Raw genomic sequence first — 18,282 nt, 5'->3', positions numbered from 1 at the left:
GGTGGGGGTGGGCGGGGCTCAACCGCCCGGGTTCTCCATCCGACCGGAGACCACGCTCTCGGCGATCGCCGCCGTCTCGGCGTCGGTGAGCCGGTAGGTGCCCTCGGCGGTCGCGGTCATCACCACCGGGTAGATCCGCCTGGTCAGGTCCGGACCACCCGTCGCGGTGTCGTCGTCGGCCGCGTCGTAGAGCGCCTCGACCGCGAGCCGCGTCGCGTCGGCGACCGACAGACCGGCCCGGAACCGCTTCTTCAGGGCGGACTTCGCGAACAGCGAGCCGGAGCCGATCGCGTCGTAGCCGGTCTCCTCGTACGGGCCACCGGTCACGTCGAAGCTGAAGATCCGGCCGGCCCGCGCCGGGTCGGCGGCGGCCAAATCGAAGCCGGCGAAGAGCGGCACCACGGCCAGCCCCTGCATGGCCGCGCCCAGGTTGCCCCGGATCATCGAGGCCAACCGGTTGGCCTTGCCGTCCAGCGAGAGCATCGCGCCCTCGATCTTCTCGTAGTGCTCCAGCTCGACCTGGAACAGCCGCATCAGCTCGATCCCGATGCCCGCGGTGCCCGCGATGCCGACCAGCGAGTACGCGTCCGCCGGGTGCACCTTCTCGATGTCGCGCTGGGCGATCAGGTTGCCCATCGTCGCCCGCCGGTCGCCGGCCATCACCACACCCTCGGCGGCCGCGATGGCCACGATGGTGGTCGCGTGCGGCGCCAGGTCGGCGGCCATGCCCGGCGGCAGCGCTCGCCGACCGGGCAGCATCTCGGGGGCCACCCGACTCAGGAACGTCGTGAAGGAGGACGTCCCCGCGTTGGTGAACACATCTGGTAGACGCCCGGATGGATCAAAGCCCGCTGCCACGTGGTTCCTCTCAGGTACGTGATCGCCCTGGCCAGCCTCGTGGGACTGTCACGGAACTGGCCAAGACCACCGTTGCAGTTGAAGCAGAGTATCCCGCGCACCCATCCGGTGCGATGATCGTGGTCCAGATGTTGTGGGTCCGCGCCCCCACAGATGGCACAGACCCCGCCCTGCTCGGCCAGGAGCTCCTGAAACTCCTTCTCCCCCACGCCGTACCGCCGCCGTAGGTGGTACTCGCGGTTGCCCCCGTACAGCCGGTCCTTCGTCTCTCTGGTCTTGGTGTTGTGGCAGGGCTTGCAATAGGTCGCGTAACCGGAGGCATCCGCACGGTTGCGGGGAAAAGCTTCGAACGACTTGACCGCATCGCAAGCCGGACAGAATTTGTGTCCCTCCGGCACGACTCGGCCGGGTCGCACCGCACGGTCGAACTTTGCCTTCACTCGACGCGCGTAGCTTGCCTTGGACCGCTCGTTGGAGCAGGGCTTGCAATAGCTGCCCCGCCCATCCGGCCGCTTCGAATTCGCACAGAACTGATCGAGCGGTTTCCATTCGCTGCAGTCGCGGCAGCGACGGCGCCCGTCGCGGTCATCATTGACCCGAGCCATGTCCGAATTACCCTATATGCTCACTGACCTCCTTTTTGTACGTAACCCCTCACGAATTCTTCTGCGTTTTCCTCGAGGACCGAGTCGATCTCGTCGAGCAGGTCGTCGACGTCCTCGGTGATCTCGGCGTGCCGCTCGGCCACCTCGGGGTTGACCTCGGTGGTGACGTCCTCGATCTCCTCGCCCTGACGGGACTTGCCGGACTGCGACTGGCCGCCGCTGTCATGAGTGGCCACTGCTGCCTCCTCCACGATCGTCTGCGATGAACTTACCTCGCGCGAGCGACGAAAAGCCCGCCGCGCGCCGGCTTGCGGCACACGACGGGCTTCGAAATCTTGGATCAGCCGCCGGTCAGCGTCTCCAGGAGGTCCTTGGCGCTGGCGCAGCGGTCGAACAGCGCCCCGACGTGTGCGCGGGTGCCCCGCTCCGGCTCCATCATCGGCACCCGCACCAGCGACTCCCGACCCACGTCGAAGATCACCGAGTCCCAGCTCGCGGCGACCACCTCGGAGGCGTACTGCGCCAGGCAGCGGCCACGGAAGTAGGCCCTGGTGTCCTCCGGGGGCTCGGTCATGGCGGTGCGGGTCTCGTCGTCGGTGAGCAGCGTCTTCATCGCTCCCCGGCTGACCAGGCGGTGGTAGAGGCCCTTCTCCGGTCGGACGTCGGAGTATTGCAGGTCGACCAGTTGGAGCTTGTGCGAGCCCCAGCCGAGCTTCTCCCGCTCCCGGTAGCCCTCCAACAGCCGCAGCTTGGCCACCCAGTCCAACTCGTCGGCACAGAGCATCGGGTCGCGCCCCAGCCGGTCGAGGACGCTCTCCCAGCGGTTGAGCACGTCGACGGTCTGCTCGTCGGCGTCGGCGCCGTACCGGTCGTCGACAAAGGACCGGACCCGCTCCAGATAGGCCCACTGGAGGTCGAGCGCGGTGAGCCGGCGGCCGTCACGCAGACGCATGCGGTGCGTCAGGCTCGGGTCGTGGCTGACGGCGCGCAGCTCGCTGACCGGGTCGGCGATGCCCAGGTCGCCACCGAGCGCCTTCTCCTCGATCATGGTGAGGATCAGCGCTGTGGCGCCGACCTTGAGGTAGGTGGAGATCTCGGAGAGGTTGGCGTCGCCGATGATGACGTGCAGCCGACGGTATTTGTCGGCGTCGGCATGCGGCTCGTCGCGGGTGTTGATGATCGGGCGCTTGAGGGTGGTCTCCAGGCCGACCTCGACCTCGAAGAAGTCGGCGCGCTGGGAGATCTGGAAACCGCTCTGGCCGCCGTCCTGCCCGATCCCGACGCGTCCCGCGCCGCAGACGATCTGCCGGGTGACGAAGAAGGGCGTCAGGTACGCCACGATGTCGGCGAACGGCGTCTGGCGGCGCATCAGATAGTTTTCGTGGGCACCGTAGCTGGCGCCCTTGTTGTCGGTGTTGTTCTTGTAGAGGTGGATCGGCTGGCTGCCGGGAATGGTGGCGGCGCGGCGGGACGCCTCGGCCATCACCCGCTCGCCGGCCTTGTCCCAGCGCACCACGTCGCGGGGTGTGGTGACCTCGGGGGTGGAGTATTCGGGGTGGGCGTGGTCGACGTAGAGCCGGGCCCCGTTGGTGAGTATCACGTTGGCCAGGCCGAGGTCCTCGTCGGCGAGCGCCTCGGCGGGGTCGTACGCGGCGCCGGAGTAGGTGAAGCCTCTCGCGTCGCGCAGCGGCGACTCTTCCTCGTAGTCCCACCGGGCCCGCCCGCCCCGGTTGAGTTCGGGGCGCGCCCCATAGGCGTTGACCACCTGCGATGAGGTGACCATCGGGTTGGCTCCGGCCTGACCGGGCACGGAGATGCCGTACTCGACCTCGGTGCCCATGATCCGACGTACCGTCATGCGACCACTCGCTTCGCTCGCCCACGGAGCCGGCGTGCCCGCCGCTCACACCATCGAGACTAGTCTGCGCGATGCCGCGCCGCGCGACCCTGTGGGTCGGCGCGGCGCGGCTACCGGGGCGTGGTGGGCTTGAGCGGTACCACGGTGAGGCCGTCGCGCAGGGCCGGGTCGGCGGTGAGCGCGCCGTCGATGGCCCGCTGGGCTGCCGGGTCGGCGACGATGAGGCGCAGTGGGCGGGGTACGCGGCGCAGGATCTCGGCGGTCCGGGCGGGCTCGTCGTAGATCGGGAAGTAGATGCCGGGTTCGGTCTGGGCGCTGGTCCCCTGCATCGCGGACAGGAAGATCGACTCCCGGTAGCCCTGCAGGCCCTGCTTGTCGAGGACCAGGGTGACGGTGCCGGGGATCGCCGGATAGTTTCGGTAGGCGGTGTTGGTGACCGACGCGCTGCGGGAGACCGCCCGTACGTCCCGGTCGGCCCAGTCCGAGGCCCAGGTGCCGTTGCTGTCGTTGCGGTGGAAGTAGCCACCGGTCCAGCCGAGCAGGCCGGTGCCGGCGAGCACGGCGAGTGTCACCAGGGCGGCGGTGGCGACGGCGGGGATGACCCCGCTGATCGGGCGGCGGCGCGGTTCGCCGTCGGCGCTCGGGTCGGGTGGCGTCGGGAGCAGTCGGGCGAGCGCGGCCGCGCCCATGGTGAGCACGACGATGACCAGGTGGGCGGTCTTGCCGAAGTAGTAGGCGGGTTGGGTGCCGTTGGCGAGGTTGACGCCGGCGATGCCGGCGGAGAAGACCAGCGCGACGGCCAGCACGACGAGGTAGCGCCGCCAGGTGGACTCGGCGAGGTTGGTCCGGACGAGGACGGCGGCGACGACGAGCGCGCCGAGCCCGAGCATGGCGTTGTAGGTCTCGACCGGCGGTGTGCCGCCGGGGGCGGCGAGCGCCTCGCTCTGGCCGGCGACGAGGACGCCGAGCGCCGCGACCAGCGGGGCCAGGGCGGCGGTGAGGACGGCGACGACGGCGACGGTGCCGGGGCGGGTGCGCAGTCGACGCCGGTCGGCGATCAGCCAGCAGAGCACCATGGCCCCGGTCGGGAAGAGAAAGAGGTAGTAGCTGAAGCCGATGCCGATCAGCAGCGCCCCGACGAGGACGAGTTGTTCGCGCAACCGGTGCAGCGGGCGGGCCACGAGGGCGACGAGGACCACGGCGAGGCTGAGACCGAACGCCTCACTGGGGTAGCCGGCGACCAGCAGCCGGGGCAGTTCGGTGCCGAGGACGAGCGCGGTCACGCCGATGATGAGGACCACGCGGCGCAGTGGGTGCAGCGGGCCGGCGACGTGCTGGGCGGCCCAGACCAGCGCGAGCACCAGCAGCCCGAAGGTGGCCAGGCACCAGAGCACGTAGTGGTCCATGAGCTGCGCCCCGGTGGGCGGGGCGCCCGCGCTGCGCAGGAAACCGTCGAGCAGGGCGGTGGTGAGGTGCCACCCCTGCGGGTAGTGCACGAGTTGGGAGAAGATCTGCTCGCGGGCGGCGTCGGGGTCGAGGAAGAGGTATCCGCCGACTCGGCCGATGACGTCGACCAGCACGGGGTGACGGCCGTTGTCCTCGCCGACCATGGCGAGGTTGAGTCGCTGACCGAAGGTGTCGGCCCGCAGGTACGGGATGGCGAGGTAGCCGGCGGCGAGGGCCGGGACGGCGAGCGAGGCCAGGTCGGACCAGCCGGGGCGGGGCAGCCGGGGGGCGCGGTGGGACAGCACGGCGGCCCCGGTGAGCACGGTGAACGCCAGGCCGCTGACCGGCACCGGGTGCAGACCCCAGGGCCAGACGGTGAAGAGGAGCCCGACGGCGCAGGTGAGGCCGGCGAGCAACGCCAGGGCGAGCATGATCCGGTCGAGCAGGGCGCGGCCGGAGCGCAGCAGGCTGGCCGTGGCGAGCAGGACGATCGGTGGCAGCAGCCAGGCGGCGTGCACGGCGGTCGCGGCGACGGGAACGAGCCAACTGGCGAGCAGGGCACCGAGGATCAGGCCGGGGCCGGGGCGTCGGGCGGGCGTCGTGGCGGTTACCGGTTCCGGGTCTTCCGTGCGGCCTGACACTGCTGGTAGTTGCGCGGTGATCTCGGCACGCACGGTCGTCCTCGTTCGGTAGGTCGGCAGGGTCGCCGCAGTGTAGCCGGAACGAGGGTGGGCGGGGGTGCCGCTGCCGCGGTGGTGTCAGGCACAGACAGCGGCGGCACCGGACGTGGTCCGGTGCCGCCGCTGGACGGTCAGAGGTACTGGCCGGTGTTGCTGGCGGTCTCGATGGACCGGCCGGCCTCGGTGCCCTTGCCGCCGGAGACGAGCGTGCGGATGTAGACGATCCGTTCGCCCTTCTTGCCGGAGATCCGGGCCCAGTCGTCGGGGTTGGTGGTGTTGGGGAGGTCTTCGTTCTCGCGGAACTCGTCGACGCAGGCGTCGAGCAGGTGCTGCAGCCGCAGCCCCTTGCGCCCCGAGGTGAGGAACTCCTTGATGGCCATCTTCTTGCTGCGGTCGACGATGTTCTGGATCATCGCGCCGGAGTTGAAGTCCTTGAAGTAGAGGACTTCCTTGTCGCCGTTGGCGTAGGTGACCTCGAGGAACCGGTTCTCCTCGGTCTCCGAGTACATCCGCAGCACCACGGCGTCGATCATGGCCGCGACGGTCGCCTGGGGGTCGCTGCCGTGCTCGGCCAGATCGTCCGGGTGCAGGGGCAGCCCGGAGAGGATGTACTTGGAGAAGATGTCCTTGGCCGCCTCGGCGTCCGGCCGCTCGATCTTGATTTTCACGTCGAGCCGGCCGGGGCGCAGGATCGCCGGGTCGATCATGTCTTCCCGGTTGGAGGCGCCGATGACGATGACGTTCTCCAGGCCCTCCACGCCGTCGATCTCGCTGAGCAGCTGCGGGACGATCGTGTTCTCCACGTCGGAGGAGACACCCGAGCCACGGGTCCGGAAGATCGAGTCCATCTCGTCGAAGAACACGATCACCGGGGTGCCCTCGCCGGCCTTCTCCCGGGCACGCTGGAAGATCAGCCGGATGTGCCGCTCGGTCTCGCCGACGTACTTGTTGAGCAGCTCCGGGCCCTTGATGTTGAGGAAGAAGCTGGTGTGCTTCTCCTTGCCCTGCCGCTCGGCGATCTTCTTCGCCAGCGAGTTGGCCACCGCCTTGGCGATCAGCGTCTTGCCGCAGCCGGGCGGGCCGTAGAGCAGGATGCCCTTGGGCGGACGGAGCTGGTGCTCGCGGAACAGGTCCGCGTGCAGGAACGGCAGCTCCACCGCGTCGCGGATCTGCTCGATCTGCGACTGGAGGCCACCGATGTCGCCGTAGTCGACGTCGGGCACCTCCTCCAGGACCAGCTCCTCGACCTCGCTCTTCGGGATCCGCTCGTACGCGTACGCCGAGCGGGGCTCGATCATGAGCGAGTCGCCGGCCCGGATCGCCGAGCCGATGAGCGTCTCGGCGAGGTGCACGATGCGCTCCTCGTCCGAGTGCGAGACCACGAGCGCCCGGTCACCCGGCGCGCCACCCGGCCCCTCCAGGATCTCCTTGAGCATCACCACCTCGCCGACCCGCTCGTAGCCGAACGCGTCGACGATGTTGAGCGCGTCGTTGAGCAGGACCTCCTGGCCGCGGCGCAGGTCACCCACGTCCAGCGAGGGCGAGACGGCGACCCTGAGCTTGCGGCCGCCGGTGAAGACGTCCACCGTGCCGTCGTCGTGCTTGGCCAGGAAGACGCCGTAACCACTCGGCGGTTGCGCGAGGCGGTCGATCTCCTCCTTGAGGGTCACGATCTGGGTGCGCGCCTCCTTGAGGGTGCTCACCAGCCGGTCGTTGTTCTCGGTCAGCCGCGCCAACTGTGCCTGGGTGGCCGCCAGCCGCTCTTCGAGCTGCCGGACGTGTCGGGGGCTTTCGGTCAACTTACGCCGCACCAGGGCGAGTTCCTCCTGCAGGAACGCGACCTGCGTGGAGAGATCGTGGGCTTCCTTCTCCCACCGTGCGGCGCGCGAGTCCGCGTCGTCGCTGCGTGCTGCCACGTCCCACCTCCCCGGGGGGCTTGAACGTTCTGCCCTAACACTAGCCGCTATGAGGCCGATTCGGTCCCACGCAACACCCTCGTCACCGAACCTTGATCGCCAAGTGGGGTCCGACGGGCGGTTACCGGCGTTCGGGTACCGTCGGAGCGTGGCACGGGAGAACATGGGGGGTGCGCCGGTGGCCGAGGTCGCGACCGACCAGTTGCAGGTCTGGGTGGATCAGGACCTGTGCACGGGCGACGGGCTCTGTGTGCAGTACGCGCCGGAGGTGTTCGAGTTCGACATCGACGGTCTGGCCTACGTCAAGACCGGCGACGGTGAGCTGCTGATGGCGCCGGGCAGCCGGGTCGACGTCCCCGCGCACCTGCGACTCGAGGTGATCGACTCCGCGAGGGAGTGCCCGGGCGAGTGCATCCACGTGGTGCGCGGCGACGGTGTCGAGGTGGCCGGCCCGGAGGCCGAGGACGCCTGACCCCACCGGCCGGGCACGCGGCCCGGCCGGACCCGAAGGGTGGTACGCCTCAGAGCATCGGACGGCCGACCACGGAGGCGACCAACCGCGCGAACTCCTCCAGCCGGGCGATCTGCCCGGCCCCGCCGTCGTCGAGGGTCTTGCCGAAACGCAGCGCGTCGTGCCGTGGCGTGGCCGCCATCTCCTCGCTCGGCGGCGCCTCGTCCAGCGAGGTGAGCAGCAGATAGACGTCGATGCTGTCGACCCGGATCTCGCCGCTGTCGCTGCGGTTGAGCCGCCGGCGGCAGCCGACCTCGGTGACGGTGGAGACCGGCACCACCCGCAGCGACGAGGTCATCGAGCCCGGTGGCCCCTCCTCCGGCGGCACGTCCTCGCCGTGCCAGAGGATCAGCCGGCTGCCGTCGCAGACGACGACCTCCTGCCACACCCCGTTGACCTCGTTGACGAAGCGTTCCAGGGTGAAGCCGAGCACCGACGCGCCGCGCAGCACACCCCCGAGCGCCTCCAGGGCGACGTCCGGGTCGCGCAGGTAGGCGCGCGCCGCGGATTCCAGGTCCTGGTAGGGCGACCAGTCGGGAAAGACCGCCGGTAGGTCTCCGCCGCCGTAGCCCGGTCGGCTCATGCCAGCGCCTCCCCCTGCGCGGCGGTGCCGGCGCCCAGCTCGGTGGTCACGGCCGGTCCATCTCCCCCGCGCCGTCGGGCTGCGCGCCGGCCGCCTGCGCGGCCGCCGCCTGGCGGGCCGCCTCCGCCTCGCGGAGCACCTGGCGGCGCTGCGCGTACGCCTCGGTGCCCTTGCTGGGCTTGCGCCGGCGCGGCGGTGCGGTGACCCCGGGGGCCAGCTTGCGCGCGGACACCAGGAACGCGGTGTGCGCGATCATCCGGTGGTCCGGGCGGACGGCGAGGCCCTCGGCGTGCCAGTCGCGCACCAGGGACTCCCAGGCGCGCGGCTCGGTCCAGCCGCCACGCTCGCGCAGCGCCTCGACCAGCTCCGACAGCTGCGGCGTGGTGGCGACGTAGCCGATGAAGACGCCGCCGGGGACCAGCGCCCGCTCGACCATGTCGAGGGTCTCCCAGGGGGTCAGCATGTCCAGGATGATCCGGTCGAAACCGGTCTCCTGGCACTGCGCCACGTCGCCGACGTGCAGGTTCCAGGCCGGGTGCGGCCCGTTGAAGAACGCCTCGACGTTGCGCCTGGCGATCTGGGCGAAGTCGTCGCGCAACTCGAACGAGTGCAGCTCGCCCTCGGTGCCGACGGCGCGCAGCAGGGAACAGCTCAGCGCGCCGGAGCCGGCGCCGGCCTCGAGAACCTTCGCGCCGGGGAAGATGTCACCCATCGCGACGATCTGCGCCGAGTCCTTCGGGTAGATCACCTGGGCGCCGCGCGGCATGGACAGCACGTAGTCCGACAGCAGGGGGCGCAGGGCCAGGAACGCCGTGCCGCCGCCGGAGGTGGTCACCACGCTGCCGTCGGGGAGCCCGATCAGCGCGTCGTGCGCCAGGATCCCGCGGTGGGTGTGGAACTCCTTGCCGGGCTCCAGCGTCACGGTGTGCATCCGCCCCTTGGGGTCGGTCAGCTGGACCCGGTCGCCGGGGCGGAACGGGCCGCGGTGCACGGGTGTCAGCGCCGGCGGGGCGGGATCGGCGGCGACGGTGGAGGGAGTTGCGGTCACGGTGTCATCTTCCGGTTGGGTTCGAGGAGCTGTGCCAGGTCCGCGATGTGCAGAATGCCGACGACATCTTCGCCTGACGTCACCACGTACTGCGCGCCCGGGTGGGTCTGTACGGCCTCCATCACCTGCTCGCCGTCCCATCCCAGGGTCAACGTGGGAACGGCGCCCAGGGAGCGGGACACGGCGTCCACCGCCAGCCACGGCCGGCGCTCGACCGGCACCGCCTCGGCGGCGACCGGGTCGACCAGCGCCGCCGGCCGGCCGGTGGAGTCGGTGACCAGCAGGGCCGAGCCGGGCGGGCCGACCTCGGCGCGTCGGCGTTGGGCCTCGGCCAGCGGTGTGCCGGAGGGCACCGGCCAGACCGGGCGGGCCAGGCGGGCGAGATCGATCAGCGGGAACCGCCGGCCGACCCGGGCGGCCCGGATCGACTGTCCGGCCCCCCGCCAGAGGGTCACGGCGACCAGCAGCGTCAGCGGCAGGGCCAGCGGCGCCAGATAGTCGGCGACGGTGAGGAGCAGGACGGTGACCGCGGTGCCGACCGCGACGACGCGCCCGGCCCACCCGGCGACCTCGGTGCCGAGGTGCCGGTCGCGGGTCAGCCCCCAGACCGCGGCGCGCAGCGCCCGGCCGCCGTCCAGCGGCAGCCCGGGCAGGCTGTTGAACAGCGCGACGATGACGTTGCTGACGGCGAGCTGGAAGGCGAGCTGGTGGGTCAGGGTGCCCTGGGGCAGGGCCACCGTGGCGGCGACCGCGAGCACGCCCAGCACCGCGGAGACCGCCGGGCCGGCGAGCGAGACCAGCAGGTCGACGCGGGGGGACGGGGCGTCGCGCTCCATCTCGGTGTAGCCGCCGAGCAGTTCCAGGGTGATCCCGCGCACACCGATGCCGTGGCGCCGGGCGGTGAGGGCGTGGCCCAGCTCGTGCAAGAGGACGGAGCCGAGCAGCGACACGACGAAACCGAAGCCGATGAGATAGCCGCTGAGCTGCGACAGGTCCAGTTGCCGGCGGGCGAACTCCCCGTACAGCACGGCGATGAGCACCGCGAGCAGGACCATGGAGCCGTTGAGGTGCAGCGGCACCCCGAACACCCGGCCGACGTTCAGGCCGGAGCGCCGGTCCGGTCGGCGCGGGGGCCGGGATGTCTGCTCCATCGCCACGATGCTACGGACCGTCGCTGTGCGGGGCGGGCGGCGGTCGGTGTCACACCGGTGGCCTAACCTTTGCCCCCATGACGGCGGAACCGGTCACCAGCTCCCCACCCTCCTCACCGGCGCGGCCGACGTCGACGGTGCGGGCGTCGCTGTCCCCGTCCCGGGCGGCGGATTTCAAGACCTGCCCACTGCTCTACCGGTTCCGCAGCATCGACCGGCTGCCCGAGCGCACCACCGTCGAGCAGGCCCGGGGCACGCTGGTGCACGCGGTGCTGGAGCGGCTGTTCGACCTTCCGGCGACGGGTCGCACCCCGGAGGCGGCCGGCGACCTGGTGGCGCCCCAGTGGGACCGGCTGGTCACCGAGGAGCCGGAGCTCGCCGAGCTGTTCGACGGCGCTGATCCGGCCGCCCCGGCCGAGTTCCTCCGCTCCGCCGCCGGGCTGCTGGAGGGCTACTTCGCGGTGGAGGACCCGACCCGTCTGGAGCCGGCCGAGCGGGAGAGCCTGATCTCGGCCGTTGTCGACGACGAGCTGCTGATCCGGGGCTACCTGGACCGGCTCGACGTCGCCCCGGACGGGGCGCTGCGGGTGGTGGACTACAAGACCGGCGGCGCGCCGCGGGAGGCGTTCGAGGCGCGGGCGCTGTTCCAGTTGAAGTTCTACGCGCTGGTGCTGTGGCGCACCCGGGGGGTGGTGCCCCGGGTGCTGCGGTTGCTCTACCTGCGCGACGCCGAGGTGTTGGACTACACGCCGGACGCCGACGAGCTGGCCCGCTTCGAGCGCACCGTGGTGGCGCTGTGGCGGGCGATCGAGCAGGCCACCGCCCGGCAGGACTTCCGGCCCCGGCCGAGCCGTCTCTGTGACTGGTGCAGCCACCAGGCGCTGTGCCCCACGTTCGGCGGCACCCCGCCACCGTTCCCGGTCGCGGCGGCGGGCGCCGACCCGCTGCGCGACTCCCGGTCGGCGCCGGTGCCGCCCGGGGCCGACGAGTGACGGCCCTCTGCGCCACGCCGTGAGCGGTCGGCGGGGAACCGGCACACCGTTGCCGGAGGAACCCGACCGCTGCGGCGCCACTTCGGTCGGGACGGGGCGACCGGCCGGCCCCTACGGTGATCCGCGACGCGGCACCACCCGTACGCGAGGATGGGGCGGCACGGCCTCGGCGGGACGGGAGTGGAGATGACCGATCGGGTGGCACCGGCGCGGCCGGTACGGATCCTGCTCGCCGACGACCAACCGCTGCTGCGCACCGGGTTCCGGATGGTCCTCGCCGCCGAGAGCGACCTGGACGTGGTGGCGGAGGCCGGCGACGGCCTGGAGGCGGTGGAGCTGTCCCGCCGGCTGCTGCCCGACGTCGTGCTGATGGACATCCGGATGCCCCGGATGGACGGGGTGGCGGCGACCCGGGCGATCGTCGACGCCCGGCTGCCGGTGCGGGTGCTGGTGCTGACCACCTTCGACCTGGACGAGTACGTGGTGGGCGCGTTGCGCGCCGGCGCCACCGGGTTCCTGGCCAAGGACGTGCCCGCGGAGGACCTGATCGCGGCCATCCGCACCGTCGCCGCCGGGGACGCGGTGGTGACGCCCCGGATCCTGCGGCGCCTGCTGGACCGCTTCGCCGAGCTGCTTCCCGATCCGGCGGCGACCCCGGCGGCGGCGCTCGACGCGCTCACCGACCGGGAACGCGAGGTGCTGGTGCAGGTGGCCAGAGGGCTCTCCAACGCCGAGATCGCCACGGTGCTGTCGGTCAGCGAGACCACCATCAAGACCCACGTCGGGCATGTGCTGACCAAGCTGCGGCTGCGGGACCGGGTGCAGGCGGTCGTCCTGGCGTACGAGTCGGGGCTGGTCCGCCCCCGGGCGTAGCCGCGCCGCCGGGGCTACCTCATCGGTCGTACCCGAAGATCCCTCCGTGGGGGGACGGCTGCTGTTGCCGTCGTCACCTACCGTGACCGCAGATGGCTCGGTTCGGTTGACCCTCCTGTGGCGTCAGGTGGGAGTGTCGGTGCGCCGCCCGGCGTGGGAGAAATCGGTCGACGGGTCGTCGGCTCAGGGGCAACCCTGAGTCGGCATGGGGGTGCACCCGCAGCGGGAAATCCGCGCCGGGTCCCCCCTGGGGCGGACGGGAAAGGCCGAGGCGGCACCGATGATTGAACGGTCGCGCCGGACCATCGGGGGGCGGCGTGCATTTTCGGACAGACGGAAGAGGTAGATGACGTGACCGCGACGGTAGGCCAGCAGGCGCAGGCCGCGGCCCGGGCGAACGACGTGTGGAAGGTGTACGGCAGCGGCGAGGCCCAGGTCATCGCGCTGCGGGGGGTCAGCGCCGAGTTCGAACGGGGCCGCTTCACCGCGATCATGGGTCCGTCGGGTTCCGGCAAGTCGACGCTGATGCACTGCCTGGCGGGCCTGGACTCGGTCACCCGGGGCACGGTGTCGATCGGTGAGACGACCGTCACGGGGCTGGGCGACGCGGGGCTGACGAAGCTGCGCCGCGACAAGGTCGGCTTCATCTTCCAGCAGTTCAACCTGCTCCCGACGTTGACCGCCAAGGAGAACATCCTGCTGCCGCTGTCGATCGCCGGTCGTAAGCCGGACCCGGCGTGGTACGAGACGGTGATCAACACGGTCGGTCTGCGGGACCGGCTGGACCACCGGCCCGCGCAGCTCTCCGGCGGGCAGCAGCAGCGGGTGGCGTGCGCGCGGGCGCTGGTGTCCCGCCCCGAGGTGATCTTCGCGGACGAGCCGACGGGCAACCTGGACTCGCGCGCCGGCGCGGAGGTGCTGGCCTTCCTGCGCGACTCGGTGCGGCAGCACGGTCAGACCATCGTCATGGTCACCCACGACCCGACCGCCGCCGCGTACGCCGACCGGGTGGTCTTCCTCGCCGACGGTGAGATCGTCTCGGAGCTGGTCGAGCCGACCGCCGAGACGGTGCTGGACACCATGAAGAAGCTGGACACGCCGGCCGAGGTGGGCAACTGATGTTCCGCGCGACGATGAAGAGTCTGCTGGCCCGCAAGGTCCGGCTGATCCTGTCCGGGTTGGCGGTGGTGCTGGGCGTCATGTTCGTCTCCGGCGCCTTCGTGCTCACCGACACCCTGGGCCGCTCCTTCGACTCGGTCTTCGCCGACGGCTTCTCCGAGATCGACGTGAACGTCGCGGCGAAGCCGAAGGTGCAGGTCAGCGAGATGGAGGGCGAGCAGACCGCCGCCCCGCTGCCGGCGGCCGTGGTGGAGCGGGTCAAGCAGGTCCCGGGGGCGGCCTCGGCGACGGGCATCGTGAACGCCGACGGCGCCCGGCTGATCGGCAGCAACGGCAAGGTCGTCACGTCGTTCGGGCCGCCGCAGTTGGGTGAGAACTGGGTCGGCGAGAGCGACCTGCTGCGACTGCGCGAGGGTCGCGCGCCGCAGGCCGACGACGAGATCGTCGTCAACAAGGCGCTGGCCACCGCGGCCAAGGTGCAGGTCGGTCAGAAGGTCGGCGTGCTCACCGCGTTCGAGTCGAAGAAGCGCGAGTTCACGCTCGTCGGCGTGTTCGGCTACAGCGGGGACCGGGACTCGATCGGCGGCGTCAACGAGGTCTTCTTCACCACGCCGGTGGCGCAGCGGCTGATGCTGGGCGAGCCGGACGTGTTCAGCAGCATCACCGTCCGCACCGCCGCGGGGGTGTCCGACGAGGCGTTGCGCGACGACGTGGCCCGCGCCCTCGGTTCGGACTACGAGGTCAAGACGGGCGCGCAGGTGGCCGCGGACGCCTCGGCCAGCCTGAAGGAGGGCCTGTCCTTCTTCAACAAGATCCTGCTGGGCTTCGCCGCCGTGGCGCTGCTGGTGGGCACCTTCCTGATCCTCAACACCTTCTCGATCATCGTGGCGCAGCGGACCCGCGAGTTGGCCCTGATGCGGGCCATCGGCGCCAGCGGCAAGCAGATCATCGGTTCGGTGGTGCTGGAGGCGATAGCGGTCGGGCTGATCGCGTCGGTGCTCGGCCTGGCGGCCGGCATCGGCGTGGGCGCGCTGCTGGCGAGCCTCTTCGGCAACCTCGCCGGTGGGCTCGAGCTGGCCGGGATCGGTGTCCCGGCGGCCGCGGTGATCGGGGCGTTCTCCGTCGGTCTGGTGATCACCGTGGTGGCGGCGCTGCTGCCGGCGCTGCGGGCGTCGCGCATCCCGCCGATCGCGGCGATGCAGGACGTGGCCACGCCGGACCGGCCGTTGACCAAGGTCACCGTGGCCGGATCGCTGGTCACCGCCATCGGCGCGGTGCTGCTGTTCCTCGGGCTCAGCGGCAACGCCGGGTCGCAGACACTGGCCACCATCCTCGGTGGGGTGCTGTTCGCCTTCATCGGTGTGGCGCTGCTGACCCCGCTGATCAGCCGGCCGGTGGTGAGCCTGCTCGGTGTGATCTTCTCCTGGTCGGTGCCGGGCAAGCTGGGCCGGCTCAACTCCGGGCGCAACCCCCGCCGTACGGCGATCACCGCTGCCGCGCTGATGGTCGGCATCGCGCTGGTCACCGGTGTGACGGTGATCCTCGACTCGGCCAAGAGCAGCATCAGCGCGCTCGCCCAGGACAATGTCAAGGCCGAGCTGGTGATCGCCGGGGCGCAGGGCGGGCCGCGTCCGCCGAGCTTCGACCCGGGGGTGCTGGACCAGGCCAAGACCCTGCCCGGCGTACGGATGGTCGACGGCGAGTACGGCGACATGGCCCAGATCGACGGCGAGCGCACCTGGGTCGGGGCGAGCAGCGACATCGCGTCGCTGCGGCAGATCTTCAGTGCCAAGCCCGTCGCCGGTGACATCGACCGGCTCTCCCCCACGCAGATGCTGGCCAGCTCGGACACTGCCACGTCCCGGGGCTGGTCGGTCGGCTCGACGGTGAAGGTGCAGCTGACCCGGGGCGCGGAGCGGACGTACACGATCAGCGGCATCTACGAGTCCGGGCAGTTGTTGAACCCGGTGATGCTGCCGGTGACGGCGGCGAAGGACTTCGCCATCCCGCAGCCGTTCCAGGGCTTCGTGCAGCTGGCTCCCGGCACCCGGGTGGCCGACGTGCAGCCGCGGGTGGAGGCGCTGCTCGCGGACAGCCCCGAGGTGTCGGTGGCCGACCGGGACGCGTTCATCGAGCAGCAGACGGGTCAGCTCGACGGGCTGCTCACGATGATCCAGATCCTGTTGGCGCTGGCCATCGTGATCGCGGTGCTCGGCATCATCAACACGCTGGCGCTGTCGGTGCTGGAGCGGACCCGGGAGTTGGGTCTGCTGCGGGCGATCGGTCTGCGCCGGGGGCAGACCATGGGCATGATCACCGTGGAGGCGGTGGTGATCTCGGTGTTCGGCGCGCTGCTCGGGGTGGCGGTGGGCACCGGCCTGGGCGCCGCCGTGGTGGAGGCGCTGAAGGACGAGGGCATCACCGACCTGGTCCTGCCCTGGGGCCAGATGGGTGTCTTCCTCGGTCTGGCCGCCATCATCGGCGTGGTGGCCGCTGTGCTGCCGGCCGTCCGCGCGGCCCGGATCAACGTCCTGGGCGCCATCGCCCACGACTGATCGGGGGACGAGAGGGCCCGGCCGACGCCACCGCGTCAGCCGGGCCCTCTCGTGTTCGCCGTCGCTTCGGTCAGGCCGCGGCGCGATCGGCCAGCAGCGCCGCGAGCAGGTCCAGGTCCACGTCGGTCAGGCTCTCCACCTGGTGTACGCCGGCAGTGGGCGCCAGGGGCACCTCCAGCGGTACGGCGAGCACCGCCGCCCCGGAGGCCACCGCGCTGGCCACTCCGGTGGGCGAGTCCTCGATGGTCACGCACCGCTCGATCGGCACCCCGAGCAGCCGCGCCGCGGTCAGGTAGGGCTCCGGGTGCGGCTTGGCCGCGACCACCTCGTCGCCGCAGACCACCGCGTCGAAGTTGTCCCGGCCCAGGGTGTCCAGGGCGATCTCGACGAGCGCCCGGGGGCTGGAGGTGACCAGCGCGGTGGGAATCCCCGCCGCCCGGACCGCCCGCAGCAGGGCGAACGCCCCGGGGCGCCAGCGCAGACCGGTCCGGAACAGCTCCAGGATGCGGGCGTTGATCCACGCCCCGCTGATCTCCGGGTCCCGTTCGGGCTGGCCCAGGTCGTCGTGCAGGATGCGCATCGACTCGGCCATGCTGGTGCCGGTGATCGCCCGGCGACCGTCGTCGGAGAGCTCTCCGCCGTACTCCCGGGCGAGCTCCTGCAACGCGATGTCCCACAGCTTCTCGCTGTCGACCAGCGTGCCGTCCATGTCGAAGAGCACGGCGGCGGGGTGGTGGCTGTTCAGCGGATCCTCCAGGGTCGTGGCCGGACACCGCGATCCTGCCAGCACCGCGGCTGACCGCAGGCGACAACGGGCCCCGAGGTGATCCGGGCAACCGGCTCACCCCAGGTCGCACTCCTTCAGGGAGCCCTCGTACCCGCGGAAGAACATGTCGGTGCGCTGCTCGGCGGTGCCGTGCGCGCCCTCGGCGAACCACGGCTGGTCCGGGTCGTCGCCGACCGCCGCCACCCCTTCGCGGAACTCCTCCAGGTCGCCCTCGGCGAGGGTCAGGGCGCCGGAGCGCACCGAGTCACCGAGGTACGCGCCGGCCATGCAGTCGGCCTGCAACTCCTGCTGGATGGTGAAGCTGTAGTTGATGCCGAGCCGCACCTGGATGGCGTGCGCGTACTCGTGCCCGAGCAGGTAGAACACGAACGCGTCACCGACCTGCCGGAACGCCGCTACCGACCAGGCCACGTCGTAGGCGATGAAGTCGCCCCGGGAGCAGTAGACGGCGTTGTTGCGGGGCAACGCCTGGCCTCCGCAGGACACCTCCCCGGCCCGCTGGTACGGGATGATCCGCCGGACCGGTTGGAACCGTTGCCCGGACTCCTTGAACTGCGCGGCCCAGTACCGCTCGGCCACCGCCTGCGCGTCGGCGACGTCCTGCTCGAACTCGGCGACGCTCGTGGTGCTGTCGGCCCTGGTGGTGTCCGGCCCCGGGGACGCCGGTGCACGCTCGGACGCGGGCCGTTCCCCCGCCGGCTCGGCCAGCCCACCGCCGGCGCAGGCGAGCGACACCAGCGCGGCGACCAGCAGGCCCGCCAACGAACCCCGGCCGGGGCGTCCTGACCGTGCCCTCACGTGTGCCTCCCCAGACATTCGGCTGCGCGTGTGACGTACCCCGACGGTACGACCGCCACGCCCGTCACCAAACTCACGTCCGCTCCGACCGATCGGTTCACCCGAGGTGCCGACGGATCGCGCGATGATCGACTCGCTGTCCTGGAACTCGGGGCATCCGTCGCGCTGGCAGAGCCCGACATCAAGAAAAGCGAGTCGACCTTGGTGGAGTGTCCGCTCGGAGGGGAAGTGCGTTCCTACGGCCAGTAGGGTCGATCAGCCACCGGCCTCCCGTTCACGCTGCCACACACCGCCCTGGTCACCGTGTCGCTCGGCCTCGTACCTGCGCTGCCGACCCCGAGCCTCGCGCCCGGCCACCCACCCACCCACCCACCCGCATTGGTTGATCATGAAGTTAGCGTCATCCCGCTCGGCGTGTCGTGACGCTAACTTCATGATCAACGGCTCAGATGACGGTTCGGGTGGGGTCGGGGGGTGTCCGGTTGGCGGGGGTGGGTTCGAC

At 71.2% G+C, this 18,282-nt stretch carries 16 protein-coding genes; 5 read left to right on the top strand and 11 right to left on the bottom strand.

All coding sequences use genetic code 11. The features are described 5' to 3' along the window. Positions 1-18: 18 nt before the first annotated feature. From prcB to arc, 6 genes are all read right to left on the bottom strand, one after another. Positions 19-858 carry a proteasome subunit beta gene (gene prcB, locus O7634_RS24860; protein WP_278152542.1) on the bottom strand — a complete coding sequence of 280 codons (840 nt, stop codon included), beginning with the start codon at positions 856-858 and terminating at the stop codon, positions 19-21. Further along, positions 777-1,463 (bottom strand): endonuclease VII domain-containing protein, encoded by a 687-nt coding sequence (locus tag O7634_RS24855; protein ID WP_278152541.1) that lies wholly within the window; start codon positions 1,461-1,463, stop codon positions 777-779. The genes prcB and O7634_RS24855 overlap by 82 nt, the downstream gene beginning before the upstream one ends. 20 nt (positions 1,464-1,483) lie before the next feature. Further along, complete coding sequence (locus tag O7634_RS24850; protein ID WP_278152540.1) at positions 1,484-1,699, bottom strand: ubiquitin-like protein Pup; 216 nt, start codon at positions 1,697-1,699, stop codon at positions 1,484-1,486. 104 nt (positions 1,700-1,803) lie between these two features. Next, complete coding sequence (gene dop, locus O7634_RS24845) at positions 1,804-3,321, bottom strand: depupylase/deamidase Dop (RefSeq protein ID WP_347404280.1); 1,518 nt, start codon at positions 3,319-3,321, stop codon at positions 1,804-1,806. A gap of 110 nt (positions 3,322-3,431) precedes the next feature. Beyond that, positions 3,432-5,441, bottom strand: coding sequence for a hypothetical protein (locus O7634_RS24840; protein ID WP_278152539.1), 2,010 nt, complete (start codon positions 5,439-5,441; stop codon positions 3,432-3,434). A 137-nt stretch (positions 5,442-5,578) separates the two neighbouring features. Further along, positions 5,579-7,363, bottom strand: a complete 1,785-nt coding sequence (gene arc, locus O7634_RS24835; RefSeq protein ID WP_278152538.1) for a proteasome ATPase — start codon at positions 7,361-7,363, stop codon at positions 5,579-5,581. A 178-nt stretch (positions 7,364-7,541) separates the two neighbouring features. Here arc and O7634_RS24830 point away from each other — a divergent pair, with 178 nt between their 5' ends. Then, on the top strand, positions 7,542-7,835 hold the full coding sequence (locus tag O7634_RS24830; RefSeq protein ID WP_278154067.1) for a ferredoxin: 294 nt from the start codon (positions 7,542-7,544) through the stop codon (positions 7,833-7,835). 49 nt (positions 7,836-7,884) lie between these two features. Here O7634_RS24830 and O7634_RS24825 read toward each other — a convergent pair whose 3' ends face one another. The 3 genes from O7634_RS24825 to O7634_RS24815 are packed head-to-tail and all read right to left on the bottom strand — an operon-like array spanning position 7,885 to position 10,656. Beyond that, on the bottom strand, positions 7,885-8,457 hold the full coding sequence (locus O7634_RS24825; protein ID WP_278152537.1) for a hypothetical protein: 573 nt from the start codon (positions 8,455-8,457) through the stop codon (positions 7,885-7,887). 46 nt (positions 8,458-8,503) lie between these two features. Next, positions 8,504-9,457, bottom strand: coding sequence for a tRNA (adenine-N1)-methyltransferase (locus O7634_RS24820; RefSeq protein ID WP_278154066.1), 954 nt, complete (start codon positions 9,455-9,457; stop codon positions 8,504-8,506). A gap of 44 nt (positions 9,458-9,501) precedes the next feature. Next, a complete protein-coding gene (locus tag O7634_RS24815) occupies positions 9,502-10,656 on the bottom strand; it encodes a site-2 protease family protein (protein ID WP_278152536.1) in 1,155 nt (384 codons plus the stop codon). A 77-nt stretch (positions 10,657-10,733) separates the two neighbouring features. Between O7634_RS24815 and O7634_RS24810 the strand changes: the two genes are divergently transcribed. From O7634_RS24810 to O7634_RS24795, 4 genes are all read left to right on the top strand, one after another. After that, positions 10,734-11,648, top strand: a complete 915-nt coding sequence (locus O7634_RS24810) for a RecB family exonuclease (RefSeq protein ID WP_278152535.1) — start codon at positions 10,734-10,736, stop codon at positions 11,646-11,648. 186 nt (positions 11,649-11,834) lie between these two features. After that, complete coding sequence (locus tag O7634_RS24805) at positions 11,835-12,521, top strand: response regulator transcription factor (RefSeq protein WP_278152534.1); 687 nt, start codon at positions 11,835-11,837, stop codon at positions 12,519-12,521. A 351-nt stretch (positions 12,522-12,872) separates the two neighbouring features. Continuing rightward, on the top strand, positions 12,873-13,640 hold the full coding sequence (locus O7634_RS24800) for an ABC transporter ATP-binding protein (RefSeq protein WP_278152533.1): 768 nt from the start codon (positions 12,873-12,875) through the stop codon (positions 13,638-13,640). Continuing rightward, on the top strand, positions 13,640-16,195 hold the full coding sequence (locus tag O7634_RS24795; RefSeq protein WP_278152532.1) for an ABC transporter permease: 2,556 nt from the start codon (positions 13,640-13,642) through the stop codon (positions 16,193-16,195). Before O7634_RS24800 ends, O7634_RS24795 begins: the two co-directional genes overlap by 1 nt. Before the next feature lie 70 nt (positions 16,196-16,265). Here the strand turns inward: O7634_RS24795 and O7634_RS24790 are convergent, their stop codons facing one another. Further along, positions 16,266-16,916 (bottom strand): HAD family phosphatase, encoded by a 651-nt coding sequence (locus O7634_RS24790; RefSeq protein ID WP_278154065.1) that lies wholly within the window; start codon positions 16,914-16,916, stop codon positions 16,266-16,268. Positions 16,917-17,036: 120 nt separating this feature from the next. After that, a complete protein-coding gene (locus O7634_RS24785; protein WP_278152531.1) occupies positions 17,037-17,780 on the bottom strand; it encodes a neutral zinc metallopeptidase in 744 nt (247 codons plus the stop codon). Positions 17,781-18,282 lie beyond the last annotated feature (502 nt).

The organism is Micromonospora sp. WMMD1120 (assembly GCF_029626235.1).
Taxonomy (GTDB): Bacteria; Actinomycetota; Actinomycetes; order Mycobacteriales; family Micromonosporaceae; genus Micromonospora.
The sequence above is the reverse complement of the archived record's forward strand: the minus strand, read 5'-3'. Positions and strand labels throughout refer to the sequence as shown.

Coding starts and splice junctions, on each gene's coding strand:
- O7634_RS24825 (WP_278152537.1), bottom strand. CDS start 8,457: ATGAGCCGACCGGGCTACGGCGGCGGAGACCTACCGGCGGTCTTTCCC.
- dop (WP_347404280.1), bottom strand. CDS start 3,321: ATGACGGTACGTCGGATCATGGGCACCGAGGTCGAGTACGGCATCTCC.
- O7634_RS24805 (WP_278152534.1), top strand. CDS start 11,835: ATGACCGATCGGGTGGCACCGGCGCGGCCGGTACGGATCCTGCTCGCC.
- O7634_RS24815 (WP_278152536.1), bottom strand. CDS start 10,656: ATGGAGCAGACATCCCGGCCCCCGCGCCGACCGGACCGGCGCTCCGGC.
- O7634_RS24795 (WP_278152532.1), top strand. CDS start 13,640: ATGTTCCGCGCGACGATGAAGAGTCTGCTGGCCCGCAAGGTCCGGCTG.
- O7634_RS24810 (WP_278152535.1), top strand. CDS start 10,734: ATGACGGCGGAACCGGTCACCAGCTCCCCACCCTCCTCACCGGCGCGG.
- O7634_RS24855 (WP_278152541.1), bottom strand. CDS start 1,463: ATGGCTCGGGTCAATGATGACCGCGACGGGCGCCGTCGCTGCCGCGAC.